Here is a 19,076-nt window from a genome sequence, read left to right as displayed (position 1 = left end):
GGGAGTGTGATTTACATACATTCGCGAATGTATGTACCATAGCACGCACATATAATTAACGCAGCAATGGGTTTTAAAGCTTGTGATCCATTGATCATTTTGAAATCGGACACTTGAGGTTTTTCTATGAACAAAAACAGAGGGTTAACGCCTCTGGCGGCCGTTCTGATGCTTTCAGGCAGCTTAGTGCTAACAGGATGTAACGATAAAGAAACCCAACAGCAAGGCGCCCAACAACAGGCGCCTGAAGTGGGCGTAGTCACCTTGAAGGCTGAGCCTCTCAACATTACTACCGATCTTCCTGGCCGCACCGCTGCGTATCGTATCGCCGAAGTTCGCCCTCAGGTCAGCGGCATCATCCTGAAGCGCAACTTCGTTGAAGGCAGCGATATCAAGGCCGGGACGTCTCTGTACCAAATCGATCCCGCAACCTATCAAGCCAGCTACGACAGCGCGAAAGGCGATTTGGCCAAAGCACAGGCCAGCGCTTCCATCGCACGCGTGACGGTAAACCGCTACAAGCCATTGCTGGGCACGAGCTACATCAGTAAACAGGACTACGACAACGCCGTCTCCACGCTGCAGCAGGCGGACGCCGCCGTCGTGGCCGCCAAGGCCGCCGTGGAAACCGCGCGCATCAACCTGGCGTACACCAAGGTGACCTCTCCGATCTCCGGCCGCATCGGCAAGTCCGCCGTGACCGAAGGCGCACTGGTCAGCAACGGCCAGGCAACCGCACTGTCTACCGTGCAGCAGCTGGATCCGATGTATGTCGACGTCACCCAGTCAAGCACTGATTTCCTGCGCCTGAAGCAAGAGCTGGCCAGCGGCGCGCTGAAGCAGGAAAACGGCAAGGCAAAAGTGAAACTGATGCTGGAAAACGGCACCGAATACGCGCAGGAAGGCACGCTGGAGTTCTCTGACGTCACCGTCGATGAAACCACTGGCTCCATCACCATTCGCGCCCTGTTCCCTAACCCGAACGATACGCTGTTGCCGGGCATGTTCGTACGCGCCCGTCTGGACGAAGGCGTGCGCAGCGATGCGCTGCTGGTGCCTCAGCAAGGCGTTACCCGCAACCCGCGCGGCGACGCGACGGCGTTGGTGGTAGGGGCAGACGACAAAGTTGAGCTGCGCACGCTGAAGGCCGACCAGGCGATCGGCGACAAATGGCTGGTGACCGATGGCCTGAAATCCGGCGATCGCGTGATCGTCTCCGGCCTGATGAAAGTGCATCCGGGCGCGCAGGTAAAAGTGCAGGAAGTTGACACTCAGGCGCAAAAACAGCCGCAGTCTGAAGCGCAGAAGTCATAAAAAGGAGCCTGTAATACATGGCTAAGTTCTTTATAGATCGCCCGATTTTCGCCTGGGTAATCGCCATCATCGTCATGTTGGCGGGGGTGCTTGCAATAATGAAACTGCCAATCGCGCAGTATCCCACTATTGCACCGCCGGCGGTGAGTATTTCCGCCAACTACCCGGGCGCAGATGCCAAAACGGTGCAGGATACCGTCACGCAGATTATCGAACAGAACATGAACGGTATCGATAACCTGATGTACATGTCCTCCACCAGTGATTCCTCTGGTAGCGTCACCATTACCCTGACGTTTGATTCCGGCACCGATCCTGACATCGCGCAGGTTCAGGTTCAGAACAAACTGTCGTTGGCCACCCCGTTGCTGCCGCAAGAAGTTCAGCAACAGGGCCTGAAAGTAGAAAAATCCAGCAGCAGCTTCCTGATGGTGGCCGGCTTCGTTTCCGACGATCCGAACATGACTCAGGACGATATTGCGGACTACGTGGCGTCCAACATCAAGGACCCGATCAGCCGTTCGTCCGGCGTGGGTGAAGTGCAGCTGTTCGGTGCCCAGTACGCGATGCGTATCTGGCTGGATCCGAACAAGCTGAACAACTTCCAGCTGACGACCACGGACGTGACCTCCGCCATCACCGAGCAGAACAACCAGATCGCCGCAGGCCAGCTGGGCGGCCTGCCGCCGGTGCCGGGGCAGCAGTTGAACGCCTCGATCATCGCGCAGACCCGTCTGACTTCGCCGGAAGAGTTCGGCAAGATCCTGCTGAAAGTGAATACCGACGGTTCTCAGGTACGCCTGCGCGACGTCGCTCATATCGAGCGCGGCGCGGAAAGCTATGCCGTTACCGCTCGCTACAACGGCAAGCCTGCCGCCGGCCTGGGTATCAAACTGGCGACCGGCGCCAACGCCTTGAACACTGCCAAAGGTGTGAAAGACGAGCTGGCCAAGATGGCGCCATTCTTCCCGCAAGGGATGAAAGTGGTTTATCCGTACGACACCACCCCGTTCGTTAAAATCTCCATCAACGAAGTGGTGAAAACGCTGATCGAAGCCATCATCCTGGTCTTCCTGGTGATGTATCTGTTCCTGCAGAACTTCCGCGCGACGCTGATCCCAACCATCGCGGTGCCGGTAGTACTGCTGGGGACCTTTGCGATCCTCGCCGCGTTCGGCTTCTCGATAAACACCCTGACGATGTTCGGCATGGTGTTGGCGATCGGCCTGCTGGTGGATGACGCCATCGTGGTGGTGGAAAACGTCGAGCGCGTCATGTCCGAAGAGGGGCTGCCGCCGAAAGAAGCTACCCGTAAATCGATGGGCCAGATCCAGGGCGCGCTGGTGGGTATCGCCATGGTGCTGTCGGCGGTATTCGTGCCGATGGCGTTCTTCGGCGGTTCAACCGGCGCCATCTATCGCCAGTTCTCGATCACCATCGTGTCCGCGATGGCGTTGTCGGTGCTGGTGGCCTTGATCCTGACGCCGGCGCTGTGCGCCACCCTACTCAAACCGATCCCGAAAGGCGATCACGGGGTTAAAACAGGCTTCTTCGGCTGGTTTAACCGCATGTTCGAGAAGAGCACGCATCACTATACCGACAGCGTGGGCAACATCCTGCGCAGCACCGGCCGCTATCTGATCATCTACCTGTTGATCGTGGTTGGCATGGGCCTGCTGTTCCTGCGCCTGCCTTCCTCGTTCCTGCCGGACGAAGATCAGGGCATCCTGTTGACCATGGTGCAGTTGCCTGCCGGTGCCACCGAGTCCCGTACCAACAAAGTGCTGGAAGAAGTCTCTGACTACTTCCTGAACAAGGAAAAGGACAACGTGGTTTCGGTGTTTACCGTCGCGGGCTTCGGCTTCAACGGTAACGGCCAGAACAACGGCCTGGCATTCGTCAGCCTGAAAGACTGGGGTGAGCGTCCAGGGGCCGGGAACAAGGTCGAGGCGATCGCGGGCCGTGCCATGGGTGCCTTCTCGCAGATTAAAGAAGGCCTGGTGTTCCCGTTCAACCTGCCGGCGATCATCGAACTCGGTACCGCAACCGGCTTCGACTTCGAGCTGATTGACCAGGGTGGCCTGGGGCACGAAAAACTGACCGAAGCGCGTAACCAGCTGTTGGGCATGGTTGCTCAGCATCCGGACGTGCTGGTGGGTGTGCGCCCGAACGGCCTAGAAGATACGCCGCAGTTCAAACTGATCGTCGATCAGGAGAAAGCCAAGGCGCTGGGCGTCAGCATCACTACCATCAACAGCACGCTGAGCACCGCCCTGGGTGGTTCGTACGTCAACGACTTCATCGACCGCGGTCGTGTGAAGAAGGTGTATGTACAGGCCGACGCGCCGTTCCGTATGCTGCCGGAAGACATCAACAAGTGGTACGTGCGCGGTACCAGCGGCCAGATGGTGCCATTCTCCGCCTTCTCTTCGGCGAAGTGGGAATACGGCTCACCGCGTCTGGAACGCTATAACGGCCTGCCGTCGATGGAAATTCTGGGCCAGGCTGCACCGGGCAAGAGTACCGGTGAAGCGATGAACCTGATGGAACAGCTGGCATCCAAACTGCCAAGTGGCATCGGTTACGACTGGACCGGTATGTCCTATCAGGAACGTCTGTCGGGCAACCAGGCGCCGGCGCTGTACGCCATCTCGATTCTGGTGGTGTTCCTGTGTCTGGCAGCGCTGTATGAAAGCTGGTCCGTGCCGTTCTCGGTCATGCTGGTATTGCCGCTGGGGGTTATCGGTGCGTTGCTGGCCGCGACGATGCGCGGCATGAACAACGACGTGTACTTCCAGGTGGGGCTGCTGACCACCATCGGTCTATCGGCGAAGAACGCCATCCTGATCGTTGAGTTCGCCAAGGATCTGATGGAGAAAGAAGGCAAAGGTCTGATCGAAGCGACGTTGGAAGCGGTGCGTATGCGTCTGCGTCCAATCCTCATGACGTCCCTGGCCTTCATCCTCGGGGTTCTGCCGCTGGTTATCAGCAGCGGCGCAGGCTCCGGCGCACAGAACGCGGTAGGTACCGGCGTAATGGGCGGGATGATCACCGCCACCGTCTTGGCGATCTTCTTCGTGCCGGTGTTCTTCGTGGTGGTTCGCCGCCGCTTCAGCAAGAAGAACGAGGACCTGGAACACAGCCATCCGGTAGAGCACCACTGATCGCTCAGTGATGGGAGCTCCACCCGATAACCGAAAAGGCCGCGCATGCGGCCTTTTTCTTTTGCTTCAGTTGCTTAATGCAAACCGTTCTCATTAATTCAGTTTTGTGTGCAATTTGCGCTTGATCGCGATGCCAGGTCGGCGCATAATTATTGTTATAGTATAACATCACAAGAGAGAGCCATTATGAAACCCGGCATCCACCCCGATTATCGCACCGTGGTGTTCCACGACGTCAGCGCCAATGCCTACTTCAAAGTGGGATCGACCATCAAAACCGATCGCACCATCGAGCTGGACGGCGAAAGCTGGCCGTATGTCACCCTCGACGTCTCTTCCGCTTCGCATCCGTATTACACCGGCAAGCAGAAAGACTATTCCAAAGAAGGCAGCACGGCGCGCTTCCAGCAGCGCTTTGGCCGCTTTATCGGCAATAAGTAACAAGGAAATCCCATGCAGGTATTGAGTTCATTGCGTTCGGCGAAAAACCGCCATCCGGATTGCAAAGTCGTGCGTCGTCGTGGCCGCATCTATGTGATCTGTAAAAGCAATCCGCGATTCAAAGCGGTACAGGGACGTAAGAAAAAGCGTTAACTCCAAAGTGTCATCTGTCGCAAAGCCCCGTTGCTGCTCAACGGGGCTTTTTTTTACGGCGAGAAAGTACCTGCAAGCCGTCCCCCGCCGGCAGGCGGGGGCGGAGATTACTTCATGCTGCTCAGCAGCGCGTCGACATTGTGCTTGAACGCCTGCTCATAGGTGGCCGCCGGGCCGCCCGCGCGGGAGAACGCTTCAGGGTACAGCTCGCCGCCCGCCTTGGCGCCGGTGGCGGCGGCGATCTGTTTCACCAACCGCGGATCGGTCTGATTTTCGATAAAGTAAGCGTTGACCTTTTCCTGTTTGATTTGCTTGATCAGATTGGCCACGTCGCTGGCGCTGGCTTCGGCCTCGGTGGAAAACCCGACCGGGGCAAGGAAGGTGACGCCGTACTCTTGCCCAAAGTAGCCAAACGCATCATGGCTGGTCAGCACCTTACGTTTCTGTGGCGGCACTGCGGCGAACTGGGTTTTGGCCCACTGGTCCAGCTTTTGCAGCTGCTGAATGTATTCGGCTCCGCGCTGGCGAAAATAGTTGGCATCCTCGGGATCGGCGGCAATCAGGGCGTTCATCACGTTGGTAGCGTACTGTACGCCGTTTTTCATGCTGTTCCAGGCGTGGGGATCGGTAATCGGTTTGCCGTCCTCTTCCATCTGGCGGGTACTGATCCCCTGTGAAGCGGTGATCACCTGCCCTTTATAACCCGAAGCGCTGACCAAGCGATCGATCCACCCTTCCAGCCCCAGACCGCTGACGAACACCACATCAGCCTGAGCCAGCTTCTTGCCGTCCTGCGGCGAAGGCTCGAAGCTGTGCGGATCGCCATCCGGCCCCACCAGCGTGCTGACCTTAACGTGATCGCCGCCCACCTCTTTGACGATATCACCCAGAATGGAAAAGCTGGCGACGGCGTCGACGGTCTTCGCCATCGCCCATGGGCTGGCCAGCAGAGCAGCAACCGCCAGCGATATAGGTAAACGTTTCATACTTTCTCCTTGCAAATGGCACTTCTCAACGGCGCGCGAAGGCGCAAATGCCTCCGCGCGTTCCAAACAGGATCGAGACGAAAAAGATGACGCTGGCGCTGAGCACGATCGCCGGGCCGGCAGGCAGCGAAGCATAGTAGGACCACACCAGCCCAATCACGCTGGACAGCGCGCCGATGCCCATCGCCGTCGCCAGCGTCTGCGGCAGATTGCGCGCCCAGAAGCGCGCGCTGGCGGCGGGCAGCATCATCAGCCCCACCGACATCAGGGTGCCGAGGATCTGGAATCCTGCCACCAGATTGACCACCACCAGCGCCAGAAATAGGCCGTGGATCAGCGCCAACCGGCGCGGGGCGTTGACGCGCAGAAAAGTGACGTCGAAGGATTCGATCACTAACGCGCGGTACAGCGCCGCCAATGCCAGCAGCGAAACCGAGGCGATCGCACCGACCATCAGCATGGCCTGCGCATCCACCGCCAAAATCGAACCGAACAGCACGTGCAGCAGATCCACGCTGGAACCGCGCAGCGAGACCAGCGTGACCCCCAGCGCCAGTGACCCCAGATAGAACCCGGCGAAGCTGGCATCTTCTTTTAACGGCGTGCGGCGGCTCACCAGGCCGGACAGCATCGCCACCGCCAACCCGGCGATAAAACCGCCCACCCCCATCGCCACCAGCGACATGCCGGAGATCAGATAACCGATCGCCGCGCCCGGCAACACCGCGTGGGACAATGCGTCCCCGACCAGGCTCATGCGGCGCAGCAGCAGAAACACGCCCAGCGGGGCGGCGCTGAGCGACAACGCCAGACAGGCCATGAGCGCGCGGCGCATAAAACCGAAAGAGAGGAAAGGATCGATAAGCCCATGCAACAACATCATGGCGCCACCGCCCGCAGATCCGGCTGCCGTTCGGCGGCGTGATACCTCGGCACCTGTTCCAGCACCCGCTTGGCCGCGCCCCAGTGGCAAGCCTGCGGCGTCAGCAACAGTACCTGTGAAAAATGCTCGGCGACCATCGACATATCGTGCAGCACGGCGATCACCGTTTTCCCCTGCCGGTGCAGTTGCGCAATCACCTGCAGCAAAATTTGCGTGGTGGCGCTGTCGATACCAGTGAAAGGTTCATCCAGCAAAATCAGCGGCGCCTGTTGGACCAGCAGGCGCGCAAACAACACCCTCTGCAGCTGGCCGCCAGACAGTTCACCCACCGGAGTGTGCGCCAGCGCGCTCATGCCAACGCTCGCCAACGCCTCATTGACCTGGCTCGCCGCACGCTTGTTCATGCCGCCGAACATGCCACTTTGCGGCCAACAGCCCATCGCCACCAGATCGCTTACCGCAATCGGGAATTGCCGATCCAGCTCAGCCTGTTGCGGTAGATAAGCTCTGCGCGGCGGCTTTCCGCCGATAAAACTCAGGCTGCCGCCCAGCGGCGGCAACAATCCGGCGAAGGTTTTCAGCAGCGTCGACTTACCTGCCCCGTTGACGCCCACCACCGCGGTGAGCGATCCGGCGGTAAACTGCCCGCTCAGCGGCGGGAAAAGCGGCGTGGCGCCATAGCCTATCGCCAGCTGACGCAAGGTAATCATGGCAGCGACACCGCCCAGAAGATGCCGAGCCACAGCAGGGCCAGCAGCATAACGGCACCTGCGCAACGCGCGGCAGCAGAGGTGGTGAACAACGAATTCAGTGACGGCGTGGCGTCATGTTGCGAAGTGGGAGTCAATGTCGTAGCCAAAAATGATGGGTTTATAGTTATAATATAACATCACATACACTGTCGCATCTCAAGCTATGGCGCGACAATAATGCAACGGAACGTAACAATCTCTCGCGCAGCGGCACTTTCCCCCCAAGCCTCCTTATCAAATCCAGGGATATTCCCATTCGGTTGAAATGTTGGCGTAAGGTAAAGAACAGCGGTAAATCGAAAAATTTACCGACGAGGGAGGAAAAGGAGTAAGATAAGCAGATAACATTGCTGTTGGCCGAGATTAATGCTTGTTACCCTTGCCTGTAACCTGGATGTCAACGCACTTTCTGTTAACAAATTAAAGAAAGTGATTAATGACAATATAGCGGAGTTAGTGCCGGCGCTGACCAGCGGACTCAGTTTTTATTCTGAAAGTGCACGCTATGCCGAAGATTCATTAGAAATACTTGATATAGTGCAACAGGGTGGTAGCGATTATTCAATGAGTTATCGTTATAAGTGGGGCATTTTTAATGCCTGCCTGGATATCAACAGCGAAGACACTCTCAGCGATAGCGTCCGGTTCCGTGTGACAGAACGGGGTTTAATCTTCGACATCATTGATAACTCACGTCCATCTACAGCGGATGAATTGTAAGTTTACGTAATAACTACAGGCCAAACGCGAAAAAATGATTTATATTCACTTTACGGGAAGTTTATTTAAAGACCGTTAAGCTGCCTCCGTCCATGATGTAAATCAGCTTACTCACATAGTGTTATCACACCGCAATTAAGACTTACGGAGGGGATGATATGGATGAGTATTCGCCTAAGCGACACGACATTGCTCAGCTCAAATTCTTGTGCGAAAATTTGTATGATGAAGGTATCGCTACCCTGGGAGACAGTCATCATGGGTGGGTCAACGATCCGACGTCCTCCGTCAACCTGCAGCTTAATGAGTTGATCGAACATATCGCTTCGTTTGTGATGAGCTATAAAATTAAATACATGGACGAATCTGACCTGTCGGAGTTAGTCGAAGAATATCTCGATGATACCTATACGCTGTTCAGCAGTTACGGTATCAATGATTCCGACCTGCGCCGCTGGCAAAAAACCAAGGCGAGATTATTCAGAATGTTCTCAGGAGAGGACATCTGTACGACAATGAAAACTTAAGGGATAATTATTCCCGAGCTATTTTTACGGTTATTAAACTAAAGGCCACCATGACTAAAACCGACTATCTGATGCGTTTACGTAAATGCACCACGATTGATACTCTCGAACGTGTTATTGAGAAAAATAAGTACGAGCTTTCCGATGATGAACTGGAGCTGTTTTACTCAGCGGCCGATCACCGTCTGGCAGAGCTCACCATGAACAAACTGTATGACAAAATCCCCACCTCCGTTTGGAAATATGTCAGATAATCAGACCCCCAACGCGTTGAGCCGATGCTTTTATCGGCTTCAATGTTCAAGCTGAATACGTACTTTTCCTATTGACAGTAAAACTTCATTTGCACTCCCCCTTTCAATAATAATATTGCCTGGAAGCAATTTTCTTTTTAAATCGAGACAGGTTACGCCATCGCCCCCTCATTATGCTTGCATCCAGAACCGCTAATTCATTATCCAAAAGAATTGAGGGCGGGAAGAAAAGAAATGCCTTGTCGCTCTGCCTGATGGCAGAAAGGGATAATCGATGAGTAGAAGAGAGACGGCAAAAGTGCGGATTGGCGAAGGCCAAATGGGTGGGGACCCTGCCAGCTACATCCCGGCACACACGTCACCTGCTGCGGCTGCTTCCTTCCGGACCTGACCGAGTTCACAAGTTAGTGTTGCGGGAGAACCAACAGGGCCCCCATTGACGGCTTCTGTACTCTGAAGCGGTGGGCATTATCGGCGATGCCCCGCCAAATAGCAAGCCAACCGGGGCTAACCGCTGTTTTCTTACCCACCTGCACTGTGGCACACTCTTCGCCTGGGTTTTGACTCGCGCAGGAACAGCAATATGCAACCAGAAGACGCCTCTTTCAGCCAGCGGGTATTCCACATCGTGGCCGCCATTCCTTACGGCAAAGTCACCACCTACGGCGAAGTCGCCCGGCTGGCCGGTTCACCGCGCGCCGCGCGCCAGGTTGGCGGCGTGCTGCGGCGTTTGCCGGAAGGCAGCGCGCTGCCCTGGCACCGGGTGATCAACCGGCACGGACAGATCTCGCAGCAGGGGGAGGATTTTCAACGGCAACGGCAGGCACTGCTGGCGGAAGGGATTATTTTCGGCCCGCACAGCACGGTCGATTTCGAGCGCTACGGCTGGCGCTGGTAAAACAAAACAGCCTTTGGCCGAAGCGCAAAGGCTGTTGATTTCATCTTGCTGTACCGCAGGAAATTTACTGCATGGCGGTTGGCGCAGCCTGAATCGGCACACCCTGAACCGGAACCAGCAGCAGATCGGCGCGGGTGCCGTTGCGGTTAACCACTTCCTGGATAGTGTCGGTAATAAACATCAGTCGCCCGTTGACCGTCACCGCCGCGCTCAGAATGATACGCGCATTCGGTTGGATGTCGGACGGATTGTACGGTAGCGTAAAGTTGAATGGCGCCTGTTGCCCTTCAGTACGTATCGCGCGCTGTGCAATCACTTTGGACGGGGCATCCGCCAGCGAGGCGTCAGAGAGGGTGACCGTCAGTACGGCGTCCGGCGGCAGCGCAATACGCTGACGTATATTAACCGAACCTGTCACCGCCGGGCCTTGAATCTGCGTTTGCGCAGCCGCCGGATTACCGGCCGCCTGTGTAGGCACATCAGCACTCTTTTGCGCGCATCCTGCCAGCGTGATCGTCAGTGCCGCGGCACCGCCTACGATTTGCCAGAGTTTCATGGATCGGTCTCCTTTTTTATTATCAACATGTTGGTGGCTTTCACCACCGCACTTATTAAACCTAGCACAAAACACTGATAAATCCACTTTACCCCGCCTATTAATCACTTAAACAGCCCAGGGCGCCCACGATTAAGAGCATTCTCATCGGCCCTGTAATGCAAAATGTTGACGCCACGCCGTGATATTCCGCACACTGCGCAAAATGATTATTAGAAAGGTAACAATTTTATGAGCCAGGCATTGCAAAACCTCCTTGATCTGCTGGATCTGGAGAAAATCGAAGAAGGGCTGTTTCGCGGCCAAAGCGAAGATCTGGGGCTGCGCCAGGTGTTCGGTGGACAGGTTGTCGGCCAGGCGCTCTACGCCGCCAAGCAGACGGTGCCGGACGAGCGCAGCGTGCACTCGTTCCACAGCTACTTCCTGCGCCCGGGCGACAGCAGCAAACCCATCGTTTACGACGTAGAAACCCTGCGCGACGGCAACAGCTTCAGCGCCCGTCGCGTCAGCGCTATTCAGCACGGCAAACCTATTTTCTATATGACCGCCTCTTTCCAAAGCCCGGAAACCGGTTTCGAGCACCAGAACCTGATGCCGGACGTGCCGCCTCCAGAAGGGCTGCTGTCCGAGTCAGAGATCGCCCAGAAGCTGGCGCATATGCTGCCGGAAAAAGTGCGCGAAAAATTTATCGGCCAGAAGCCGATCGAAATGCGCCCGGTGAAATTCCACAATCCGTTGAAAGGCAGCGTGGAAGAGCCGCATCGCTACGTGTGGTTCCGTGCCAACGGCAGCATGCCGGACGATCAGCGCATCCACCAATATCTGCTGGGCTACGCGTCGGACTTTAACTTCCTGCCGACGGCGCTGCAGCCACACGGCGTCGGCTTCCTCGAGCCGGGCATGCAGGTGGCCACCATTGACCACTCAATGTGGTTCCACCGTCCGTTCCGTATGGATGACTGGTTGCTGTACGCGGTGGAGAGCTCCTCCGCCTCCGGCGCACGGGGCTTTGTGCGCGGCCAGATCTACACTCGCGACGGCGTACTGGTCGCCACCACCGTGCAGGAAGGGGTGATTCGCCAGCGCGACGCCTAATCCGCAATATAAAGTAAGGGGCGATGTTTCCATCGCCCCTTTTTGCTTCATCATTATTTTAGTCTTTCGCGCACTGCCCTGCTTCGAGTCTTATTGGTTGTAGGCGCTCTCGCCGTGGCTGTTGACATCCAGCCCTTCGCGCTCCTGCTCTTCCGGTACTCTCAGCCCCACCATCGCGCCCGCAATCTTGAAGGCGATAAAGGCGGCGACGCTTGACCACACCAGCGTAATCACGACGCTCAGCAGCTGGATCCACACCTGATGGCCCATCGTCACGCCTTCGGCATAGCCGGTGCCACCGAGGGAAGAAGCGGTGAACACGCCGGTCAGCAGACAGCCGACAATGCCGCACACCCCGTGCACGCCGAACACGTCGCAGGTGTCGTCCACTTTCAGCCATTTCTTCAACGTCACGACGCCCCACAGGCCGGCAACGCCGCCTACCAGGCCGATGATCAACGCCCCACCCACGCCCACGGTGCCCGCCGCCGGCGTCACCGCAACCAGCCCGGCGATCATGCCGGAGCAGGCGCCCAGCAGCGAAGGCTTGCCGCGCAGCACCCACTCTGCGAAGGTCCAGGAGAGAATGGCGCCCGCGGTAGCCACCACCGTGTTGAGGAATGCCAGGGCCGCGATGCCGTTGGCCGCGCTGGCGGAACCGGCGTTGAAACCGAACCAGCCGATATACAGGATGGACGCCCCGGTAAACACCATCGGCAGGTTGTGCGGTTTGAACGCCTCTTTACCGAAGCCGGCGCGTTTGCCGAGCAGATAGGCGCCGATCAGCCCCGCGCTGGCGGCGTTGATGTGTACCACGGTGCCGCCGGCGAAGTCCAGCGCGCCGTCGGTGGCCAGATAGCCACCGCCCCACACCATGTGCGCGATCGGCAGGTAAGACAGGGTGAACCACAGGATCGCGAAGATCAGCACCGCCGAGAAGCGAATGCGTTCGGCGAAGCCCCCCACCACCAGCGCCACAGTAATGCAGGCGAAGGAGGCTTGGAAAGCGACGTGGATCATCTGGCTGATGCTGCCAGTGACGCTGTCGATGCCGATGCCTTTCAGCATCGCCGTCTCGAATCCGCCGAACACCGCATTGCCTTCGCTGAACGCCAGGCTGTAGCCATACAGCACCCACAGCACGCAGACCAGCGCGAAGGTGACGGTGACCTGCGTCAGCATCGACAGCACGTTTTTGCCGCGCAGCAGGCCGCCGTAAAACAGCGCGATGCCCGGCAGCGTCATGAACAGCACCAACGCGGTGCAGATCATCATAAAGGCGTTGTCGGCCTTATCGGCGACCGCCGGGGCGGCCAGGGCCAAAGAAGGAACCAGGGTTACCGAACTCAGGCCCAACATGGATAACAGTCTTTTCATTATCAATCCATCCCCATTGCTTAACTGAGTTCGTGGTTACAGTGCCGATTCGTCGGTTTCGCCGGTGCGAATGCGGATCACGCGTTGCAACTCGGCAACGAAAATTTTGCCGTCGCCGATTTTACCGGTGTAGGCGGCTTTGCTAATCACATCAACCACTTCATCCAACTGATCGTCGGCGATAGCGATATCGATTTTGACCTTGGGCAAGAAGTTGACGTTATATTCGGCGCCGCGATACAGCTCGGCATGCCCCTTCTGGCGGCCAAAGCCCTTCACTTCGGTTACGGTCAACCCCTGAATGCCCACGGAGGACAGAGCCTCGCGCACATCCTCCAGCTTGAACGGTTTGATTACCACGGTCACCAGCTTCATATTGCCCCTCCACGAATTAAGCCCAAACTCACCCCTGGTACGCGTCATATGTAGCAAGGGCTGTGCCAAATTTAATTTTGCATGACGATTCAGCGGATTAGCGCACACGCGGGCGCCGCCGCGACGCAGCGCAGCGCCGATACCTTGAATGGGTTAAATAATGCGCACTAATTTGGTGCGCATCGCGTCGAAAAAGTGCAGAAAGGGGGCGTAGCTTGGGCGAGTTGCCTGCTTGTGGTGCGTTGGGAAAAATAAGGGCCGCGAATGCGGCCCGTGGGATCAGACGAGTTGGCTCTCCTCGCGCACCGCTTCCGCCAACTGCTCGCCCGCCAGCTGCAGCTGATACATCTGGTAGTAGCGCCCCTGCTGCGCCAGCAGCTGTTGATGGTTGCCCTGCTCCACCGCGTGGCCACGATGCAGCACCAGAATGGAATCGGCATCGACGATGGTTGAGAGGCGGTGGGCGATCACCACCAGCGTGGTGTGCTCGCGGATCGCACGCAGCGCCCGCTGGATCGCCTGTTCGGTGCCCGAGTCGATATTGGCAGTCGCCTCGTCGAGAATCAAAATCTGCGGCGCCTGCACCAAGACCCGCGCCATCGCCAGCAGCTGTTTCTGCCCGACCGACAGGTTATTGCCCTGCTCCCCCAGGCGGGTGTGGATACCCTGCGGGAAGCCGCGCACCAGACTCGCCAACTGCACCGTTTCCAGCGCCCGCCAAACGGCGTCTTCCTCGATGTTACGCCCCAACGTGACGTTGGCCAGTACCGAATCGGCGATCACCACCGGATCCTGCTGCACCATCGCTACACCCTGACGCAGCGTGCGGTGCGACAGGCTGGATATCGGGCGTCCATCGAGACGCACTTCCCCCTCGCTGACCGGGTAATAGCCCATCAGCAAGTTGGCCAAGGTGCTCTTGCCGCTGCCGGTATGTCCGACCAGCGCCACGAAGCCGCGTGAGGGCACCGCCAGCGAAATATGCTGCAGCACCTTTTTGTCCGCACGGTAAGCGAAGCTCAGATCGGTGATGTCGATGCGGCCACCGGCCAGAGGACGATCGTCGGCACCGTAACTCTGCTGGCTGCGATCCATCAGCTCGAAAATGCGTTCGCCGGCCACCACCGCCTGCTGCAGGATCGACTGCTGTGACGTCAGCTCGATCAGCGGTTCATTCAGGCGCCCCAGGTAGTTGATGAAGGCGTAGAGGACGCCGACGCCAATCACGCCCTCGCCGCTGAAGCCGAACAGCATCAGCAAACCGCACAGCACCAGCGCTGAAAACAGGCTGAGCAGCGGCCGCAGCAGAAAACCGTCGAGCCGCAGGGTCTGCATACGCGCAAGATAATGCGACTGGCTGGCGGCGCTCATGCGCTCGCCGAAGCGCACCTGCTGGCGGAACTGCTGAATCACGCCCATGCCGTTGATCACTTCGTTGAAACCGTCGTTGATGTCCGCCAGATAACTGCGCACCCGGCGCACAATCGGCGTGCTGTAGTATTGATAGATGCCCATCACCACGAACACCGCCGGGAAGATGCAGATAGCCACCAGCGCCATGCGCCAGTCGAGGCTGAACATCGCCACCAGCATGGCGCCGATCAGCGCGGCGCTTTTCAGCACCGTGGAGACCACCATCACGTACAGATCCTTGATCACTTCGGTGTCGTTGGTAACGCGCGAGATCAATTGCCCGACCGGTTGTGTGTCAAAGGCGCTGAGCGGTTGGCGCAGCGCGGCGTCCATCACGTCGGTACGCAACCGCTGCACCACGCCCACCGCCGCCTGGTTGAACAACAGCGCCTGGAAGTAGTGCAGCGCCGCCGCCAGCAGCTCCAGCAGAATGTAGGCCGCCGCCAGCCCGCCGACAATCATCAGCGGCAGTTGCCCTTTGGCGACGTAATTATCGATAAAATAGCTGACCAGGATCGGCCCGGCGACTTCCGCCGCCGCCGCTATCCACAGCATCAGCACCGCCAGCCCCAGCGGTTTGCGGTACGGCGAGCCGTAGGCCAGCAGCCGCTTCAGCGTCGGCCACAGCTTTTGCACTTTATTCATCGGCCAACGCCTCCTCGCCGTTTTCCGGCGCTTCGTCCAGCGCCGCTTCCAGCTGCTGATAACGGTACATATCGCGATACCAGCCCGGCTGCGCCGCCAGCGCCGCCGGATCGCCGCGCTGCGCTACACCGCCGTGCTGCATCACCAGGATCTCGCTGGCTTCGGTCAATGCCGACAGCCGGTGCGCGCTGATGATCACCGTGCGATCTTGCCCCCAGCTGCGCAGGTTGTGCAGGATTTGGTGTTCGGTACGGCCGTCCACCGCCGACAGCGCGTCGTCGAGGATCAAGATCTCTGCATCCAGCAGCAGCGCACGCGCAATGGAGATGCGCTGTTTCTGCCCGCCCGACAACATCACGCCGCGTTCGCCCACCTCGGTGTCATAGCCTTGCGGCAGCCGCAGAATGTCCTCATGGACGCTGGCCAGCCGCGCTGCCTGTTCGATCTGCGCCTGCGTCGCGCCCGGATGGCCCAGCGCGATGTTGTTCGCCACGGTATCGGAGAACAGGAACGGCGTTTGGCTCACCACCGACAGTCGCGAACGCCAGTCGTCGAGTTTGACCTGCGGCAACGGCAGGCCGTGATAGCGGATCTGCCCTTGGTCGACGTCGAACTGACGCTGGATCAGCGACAACAGCGTCGATTTACCGGCCCCGGTCGGCCCGCACAGCCCCAGCATTTGCCCTGGTTTCAGCGTCACCGCCACATCGTGCAGCGCCGGATGTGGGTTTTCCGGGTAATGGAACGCGCGGATATCCACGTCCAGCACGCCGCGCCCGGCCGGCAGCGCCTGTGGGCCATCCTGCACCGCCGGCGCCTCATCAAGCAGGCTGCGGATGCGGCTGTAGGCCGCGCTGCCGCGTTCGACGATGTTGAACATCCAGGCCAGTGCCAGCATCGGCCAGATCATCAGGCCGAGATACATCACAAAGCTGGTCAGTTGCCCGAGCGTCAGCGAACCGTTCACCACCATCCAGCTGCCGCCGCCAATGGCCAGCAGGTTAGACGCACCGATGGCGATATAAATGGTCGGATCGAAGCGCGCATCCACCCGCGCCACGTGCATGTTCTTGGCCCCGGTCTGCGCCGCCACCTCGGCGAAGCGGTTGGATTGGTGATCTTCCAGCCCGAAGGCCTTGATCATGCGGATGCTGGTCATGCTTTCCTGCGCCTGATCGTTCAGGCTGGAAAACGCCGCCTGTGCCGATTTAAAACGCTGGTGCAGCTGGTCGCCGTAATATTTGATGGCGATCGCCATCAGCGGCATCGGGATTAACGCCAGCACCGTCAGCTGCCAGCTGATTTGGGTGCTCATCACCACCAGCACCACCAACCCCATCACCAGCGAATCCACCAGCGTCAGCACGCCTTCACCGGCGGCGAACACCACGCGGTCCACGTCGTTGGTGGCGCGCGCCATCAGATCGCCGGTGCGGTGGCGCAGGTAGAACGCCGGGTTTTGCCGGCTGAGCTGGCGGTAAAAGTTTTCGCGCAGCTCGACCGCCAACTGGTAGGACGCGCCGAACAGCAACACCCGCCACACATAGCGCAGCAGGTAAACGACGATCGCGGTACCGATCATCAACCCGAGCCAGGCCATCAGCACGCCGGTGGACATCTGTTTTTCGGTGACGCCGTCCACGATGATGCCGACCAGCTTAGGCGGCAGCAGTTGCAGGATGGCGATGACGATCAGCAGCACCACCGCCCCGAGGTAGCGGCGCCACTCCCGGCGGAAGTACCAGCCGATTTGAGCAAATAATCTCACGCAGTTTGATTCCAGGGTTTTATGGGATTTGTCTCTTTTTCTGCTTCAGCAGAGCAGGATACCACCGTTGAGCCGCCCGTCCGGTGAACTTTTCACTCCGGCACCGGCAGCGCGGTGGTGTATTTGATTTTTTCCATGGCAAAGCTCGAGGTGACGTCAATAAGGCCCGGTACGCCGTTCACCAGACGCTTATAAAAGCCGTCGTAGCTTTTCATGTCCGCCACTTCGACCTGCATCAGGTAGTCGTACTCTCCCGCCATGCGGTAAAACGCCAGCACCTCGGGCATCTGGCTGGTCAGCTGCACAAAAGCCTGATACCACTCGCTGCTGTGCTGCTGGGTTTTGATCAGCACGAACGCCGTCAGCCCCAGGCCGAGCTTTTCATTATCCAGCAAGGCCACCCGACCGCGGATATAGCCCTCGTCTTCCAGACGCTTCAGGCGTTTCCAGCACGGCGTCGAGGTCAAATTGACCGCATCCGCCAGCGCCTGCAGCGACTGGGTGCAATCTTGCTGCAGCATGCACAGCAGCTTACGGTCTGTTTTATCTAACATAGCGGCCACCAGGAGAAAAATTTTCTCTCATTAGGCGATTAAACAGGAAAAATGGCAATCCTTTTTTCCCGCCGACAGGCTATGCTACGCCATAAATCAGCCCCCTATTCTGAGGCCAAATCATGACAAACTCTTGGGTAAAATATGCTATCGGTGAAATAGAAGCGGATTTTCAACGCTCCGCCGATACGCACCTAATTCGCCTGAACCTGCCGGCGTTTCCCGGCATCTGCCTGTACCTGAAAGATGAGAGCACCCACCCGACCGGCAGCCTGAAACACCGCCTGGCGCGCTCGCTGTTCCTTTATGGCCTGTGCAACGGCTGGATCACCGAGAACACCACCATTATCGAGGCCTCCTCCGGCAGCACCGCGGTGTCCGAAGCCTACTTCGCTCGCCTGATCGGCCTGCCGTTCATCGCGGTGATGCCGTCCTGCACCGCGCGCCGCAAGGTGGAACAGATCGCCTTTTACGGCGGCCGCTGTCACTTCGTCGATCACGCCGCCCAGATCTACGCCGCCTCCGAACAGCTGGCGAAAGAGCTGAACGGCCACTATATGGATCAGTTCACCTACGCCGAGCGCGCCACCGACTGGCGCGGCAACAACAACATCGCCGACAGCATCTTCCGCCAGATGGCGCGCGAACCCTTCCCGGTGCCGAAACACATCGTAATGAGCGCCGGCACCGGCGGCACCTCCGCCACGCTGGGGCGCTACATCCGCTATCAGGGGCACGACACCCGGTTGACGGTGGTCGATCCGGAAAACTCGGTGTTCTATGACTGCTTCCACCACGGCGATCGCACCCTGATCGGCAGCTGCGGCAGCCGTATCGAAGGCATCGGCCGCCCACGCGCCGAGCCGTCGTTCATCCCATCGGTGGTCGACAACATGCTGCGCGTGCCGGATGCTGCCAGCGTCGCCACCATTCACTGGCTGGAAGGCGTGCTGGGCCGCAAGGTTGGCGCCTCTACCGGCACCAACGTTTGGGGTGCGCTGCAGTTGGCGAAGCAGATGCGGGAAAACGGCGAGCAAGGATCGATCGTCACCCTGCTGTGCGACAGCGGCGAGCGTTACCTGGATACCTATTACAACCCGGAATGGGTCAGCAACAACATCGGCGATCTGCAGCCGTATCTGGCGCAGCTAGCGGATTTGTAACGCCAGGCGTTAGGTAAAAAAAAAGCCGGGTAGTCATA

The 19,076-nt window shown here is 58.5% G+C and carries 19 protein-coding genes and 1 other RNA gene; 10 read left to right on the top strand and 10 right to left on the bottom strand.

Features of this window, described 5'->3' with window-relative positions; all coding sequences use genetic code 11:
• The first annotated feature begins 126 nt into the window (after positions 1-126).
• The 4 genes from sdeX to ykgO all read left to right on the top strand — a co-directional run bounded on the left by sdeX (position 127) and on the right by ykgO (position 5,072).
• Positions 127-1,314 carry a multidrug efflux RND transporter periplasmic adaptor subunit SdeX gene (gene sdeX / locus ACMGGW_RS03730; RefSeq protein ID WP_025301784.1) on the top strand — a complete coding sequence of 396 codons (1,188 nt, stop codon included), beginning with the start codon at positions 127-129 and terminating at the stop codon, positions 1,312-1,314.
• A 17-nt stretch (positions 1,315-1,331) separates the two neighbouring features.
• Positions 1,332-4,478, top strand: a complete 3,147-nt coding sequence (gene sdeY, locus ACMGGW_RS03725; protein ID WP_025301783.1) for a multidrug efflux RND transporter permease subunit SdeY — start codon at positions 1,332-1,334, stop codon at positions 4,476-4,478.
• A 186-nt stretch (positions 4,479-4,664) separates the two neighbouring features.
• Positions 4,665-4,919, top strand: a complete 255-nt coding sequence (locus ACMGGW_RS03720) for a type B 50S ribosomal protein L31 (protein WP_004940303.1) — start codon at positions 4,665-4,667, stop codon at positions 4,917-4,919.
• A gap of 12 nt (positions 4,920-4,931) precedes the next feature.
• The gene (gene ykgO, locus ACMGGW_RS03715) at positions 4,932-5,072 is read left to right on the top strand and encodes a type B 50S ribosomal protein L36 (protein ID WP_004940304.1); all 141 of its coding nucleotides are present in this window, start codon (positions 4,932-4,934) and stop codon (positions 5,070-5,072) included.
• 107 nt (positions 5,073-5,179) lie between these two features.
• Here the strand turns inward: ykgO and ACMGGW_RS03710 are convergent, their stop codons facing one another.
• From ACMGGW_RS03710 to ACMGGW_RS03700, 3 genes are read right to left on the bottom strand one after another with little or no spacing between them, the layout of a single operon-like run.
• Positions 5,180-6,058: a metal ABC transporter solute-binding protein, Zn/Mn family gene (locus ACMGGW_RS03710; RefSeq protein WP_197832323.1), complete on the bottom strand. Its 879-nt coding sequence runs from the start codon at positions 6,056-6,058 to the stop codon at positions 5,180-5,182.
• 25 nt (positions 6,059-6,083) lie between these two features.
• Positions 6,084-6,941, bottom strand: a complete 858-nt coding sequence (locus tag ACMGGW_RS03705; protein WP_043135664.1) for a metal ABC transporter permease — start codon at positions 6,939-6,941, stop codon at positions 6,084-6,086.
• Complete coding sequence (locus ACMGGW_RS03700; protein ID WP_043135662.1) at positions 6,938-7,651, bottom strand: metal ABC transporter ATP-binding protein; 714 nt, start codon at positions 7,649-7,651, stop codon at positions 6,938-6,940. Before ACMGGW_RS03700 ends, ACMGGW_RS03705 begins: the two co-directional genes overlap by 4 nt.
• A 408-nt stretch (positions 7,652-8,059) precedes the next feature.
• Between ACMGGW_RS03700 and ACMGGW_RS03695 the strand changes: the two genes are divergently transcribed.
• The 3 genes from ACMGGW_RS03695 (at position 8,060) to ACMGGW_RS03685 (ending at position 9,194) form a co-directional block, all read left to right on the top strand.
• Positions 8,060-8,413 (top strand): hypothetical protein, encoded by a 354-nt coding sequence (locus ACMGGW_RS03695; protein ID WP_025301779.1) that lies wholly within the window; start codon positions 8,060-8,062, stop codon positions 8,411-8,413.
• 158 nt (positions 8,414-8,571) lie between these two features.
• A complete protein-coding gene (gene tomB, locus ACMGGW_RS03690; protein WP_004940312.1) occupies positions 8,572-8,940 on the top strand; it encodes an Hha toxicity modulator TomB in 369 nt (122 codons plus the stop codon).
• A 50-nt stretch (positions 8,941-8,990) separates the two neighbouring features.
• Entirely contained in the window at positions 8,991-9,194 is a 204-nt protein-coding gene (locus tag ACMGGW_RS03685; RefSeq protein WP_004940313.1) for an HHA domain-containing protein, read from the top strand.
• A gap of 330 nt (positions 9,195-9,524) precedes the next feature.
• Here ACMGGW_RS03685 and ffs read toward each other — a convergent pair.
• Positions 9,525-9,621, bottom strand: an RNA gene (gene ffs / locus ACMGGW_RS03680) — signal recognition particle sRNA small type.
• A 156-nt stretch (positions 9,622-9,777) separates the two neighbouring features.
• Between ffs and ACMGGW_RS03675 the strand changes: the two genes are divergently transcribed.
• Complete coding sequence (locus ACMGGW_RS03675) at positions 9,778-10,092, top strand: MGMT family protein (protein ID WP_025301778.1); 315 nt, start codon at positions 9,778-9,780, stop codon at positions 10,090-10,092.
• 64 nt (positions 10,093-10,156) lie between these two features.
• Here the strand turns inward: ACMGGW_RS03675 and ACMGGW_RS03670 are convergent, their stop codons facing one another.
• Positions 10,157-10,648, bottom strand: coding sequence for a YbaY family lipoprotein (locus ACMGGW_RS03670; RefSeq protein ID WP_025301777.1), 492 nt, complete (start codon positions 10,646-10,648; stop codon positions 10,157-10,159).
• Positions 10,649-10,879: 231 nt separating this feature from the next.
• Between ACMGGW_RS03670 and tesB the strand changes: the two genes are divergently transcribed.
• Entirely contained in the window at positions 10,880-11,743 is an 864-nt protein-coding gene (gene tesB / locus ACMGGW_RS03665) for an acyl-CoA thioesterase II (protein WP_016928847.1), read from the top strand.
• 90 nt (positions 11,744-11,833) lie between these two features.
• Here tesB and amtB read toward each other — a convergent pair whose 3' ends face one another.
• The 5 genes from amtB to ACMGGW_RS03640 all read right to left on the bottom strand — a co-directional run bounded on the left by amtB (position 11,834) and on the right by ACMGGW_RS03640 (position 17,875).
• Entirely contained in the window at positions 11,834-13,120 is a 1,287-nt protein-coding gene (gene amtB / locus ACMGGW_RS03660; protein WP_038628958.1) for an ammonium transporter AmtB, read from the bottom strand.
• A gap of 36 nt (positions 13,121-13,156) precedes the next feature.
• The gene (glnK, locus tag ACMGGW_RS03655) at positions 13,157-13,495 is read right to left on the bottom strand and encodes a P-II family nitrogen regulator (protein WP_004940327.1); all 339 of its coding nucleotides are present in this window, start codon (positions 13,493-13,495) and stop codon (positions 13,157-13,159) included.
• A gap of 279 nt (positions 13,496-13,774) precedes the next feature.
• Positions 13,775-15,553, bottom strand: coding sequence for a multidrug efflux ABC transporter permease/ATP-binding subunit SmdB (gene smdB, locus ACMGGW_RS03650; RefSeq protein ID WP_151429016.1), 1,779 nt, complete (start codon positions 15,551-15,553; stop codon positions 13,775-13,777).
• Positions 15,546-17,321 carry a multidrug efflux ABC transporter permease/ATP-binding subunit SmdA gene (smdA, locus tag ACMGGW_RS03645; RefSeq protein WP_060432557.1) on the bottom strand — a complete coding sequence of 592 codons (1,776 nt, stop codon included), beginning with the start codon at positions 17,319-17,321 and terminating at the stop codon, positions 15,546-15,548. The genes smdB and smdA overlap by 8 nt, the downstream gene beginning before the upstream one ends.
• A gap of 92 nt (positions 17,322-17,413) precedes the next feature.
• Complete coding sequence (locus tag ACMGGW_RS03640; protein WP_004940330.1) at positions 17,414-17,875, bottom strand: Lrp/AsnC family transcriptional regulator; 462 nt, start codon at positions 17,873-17,875, stop codon at positions 17,414-17,416.
• A gap of 122 nt (positions 17,876-17,997) precedes the next feature.
• Between ACMGGW_RS03640 and ACMGGW_RS03635 the strand changes: the two genes are divergently transcribed.
• Entirely contained in the window at positions 17,998-19,038 is a 1,041-nt protein-coding gene (locus ACMGGW_RS03635; protein WP_025301773.1) for a PLP-dependent cysteine synthase family protein, read from the top strand.
• Positions 19,039-19,076: the final 38 nt, after the last annotated feature.

The organism is Serratia sp. BNK-4 (assembly GCF_048685115.1).
In the GTDB taxonomy this organism is placed as follows: Bacteria; Pseudomonadota; Gammaproteobacteria; order Enterobacterales; family Enterobacteriaceae; genus Serratia; species Serratia bockelmannii.
The sequence above is the reverse complement of the archived record's forward strand: the minus strand, read 5'-3'. Positions and strand labels throughout refer to the sequence as shown.

Bases quoted from the DNA above. Each gene is read 5' to 3' on its own strand.
- sdeX (WP_025301784.1), top strand. From the start codon at position 127: ATGAACAAAAACAGAGGGTTAACGCCTCTGGCGGCCGTTCTGATGCTT.
- sdeY (WP_025301783.1), top strand. From the start codon at position 1,332: ATGGCTAAGTTCTTTATAGATCGCCCGATTTTCGCCTGGGTAATCGCC.
- ACMGGW_RS03720 (WP_004940303.1), top strand. From the start codon at position 4,665: ATGAAACCCGGCATCCACCCCGATTATCGCACCGTGGTGTTCCACGAC.
- ykgO (WP_004940304.1), top strand. From the start codon at position 4,932: ATGCAGGTATTGAGTTCATTGCGTTCGGCGAAAAACCGCCATCCGGAT.
- ACMGGW_RS03710 (WP_197832323.1), bottom strand. From the start codon at position 6,058: ATGAAACGTTTACCTATATCGCTGGCGGTTGCTGCTCTGCTGGCCAGC.
- ACMGGW_RS03705 (WP_043135664.1), bottom strand. From the start codon at position 6,941: ATGATGTTGTTGCATGGGCTTATCGATCCTTTCCTCTCTTTCGGTTTT.
- ACMGGW_RS03700 (WP_043135662.1), bottom strand. From the start codon at position 7,651: ATGATTACCTTGCGTCAGCTGGCGATAGGCTATGGCGCCACGCCGCTT.
- ACMGGW_RS03695 (WP_025301779.1), top strand. From the start codon at position 8,060: ATGCTTGTTACCCTTGCCTGTAACCTGGATGTCAACGCACTTTCTGTT.
- tomB (WP_004940312.1), top strand. From the start codon at position 8,572: ATGGATGAGTATTCGCCTAAGCGACACGACATTGCTCAGCTCAAATTC.
- ACMGGW_RS03685 (WP_004940313.1), top strand. From the start codon at position 8,991: ATGACTAAAACCGACTATCTGATGCGTTTACGTAAATGCACCACGATT.
- ACMGGW_RS03675 (WP_025301778.1), top strand. From the start codon at position 9,778: ATGCAACCAGAAGACGCCTCTTTCAGCCAGCGGGTATTCCACATCGTG.
- ACMGGW_RS03670 (WP_025301777.1), bottom strand. From the start codon at position 10,648: ATGAAACTCTGGCAAATCGTAGGCGGTGCCGCGGCACTGACGATCACG.
- tesB (WP_016928847.1), top strand. From the start codon at position 10,880: ATGAGCCAGGCATTGCAAAACCTCCTTGATCTGCTGGATCTGGAGAAA.
- amtB (WP_038628958.1), bottom strand. From the start codon at position 13,120: ATGAAAAGACTGTTATCCATGTTGGGCCTGAGTTCGGTAACCCTGGTT.
- glnK (WP_004940327.1), bottom strand. From the start codon at position 13,495: ATGAAGCTGGTGACCGTGGTAATCAAACCGTTCAAGCTGGAGGATGTG.
- smdB (WP_151429016.1), bottom strand. From the start codon at position 15,553: ATGAATAAAGTGCAAAAGCTGTGGCCGACGCTGAAGCGGCTGCTGGCC.
- ACMGGW_RS03640 (WP_004940330.1), bottom strand. From the start codon at position 17,875: ATGTTAGATAAAACAGACCGTAAGCTGCTGTGCATGCTGCAGCAAGAT.
- ACMGGW_RS03635 (WP_025301773.1), top strand. From the start codon at position 17,998: ATGACAAACTCTTGGGTAAAATATGCTATCGGTGAAATAGAAGCGGAT.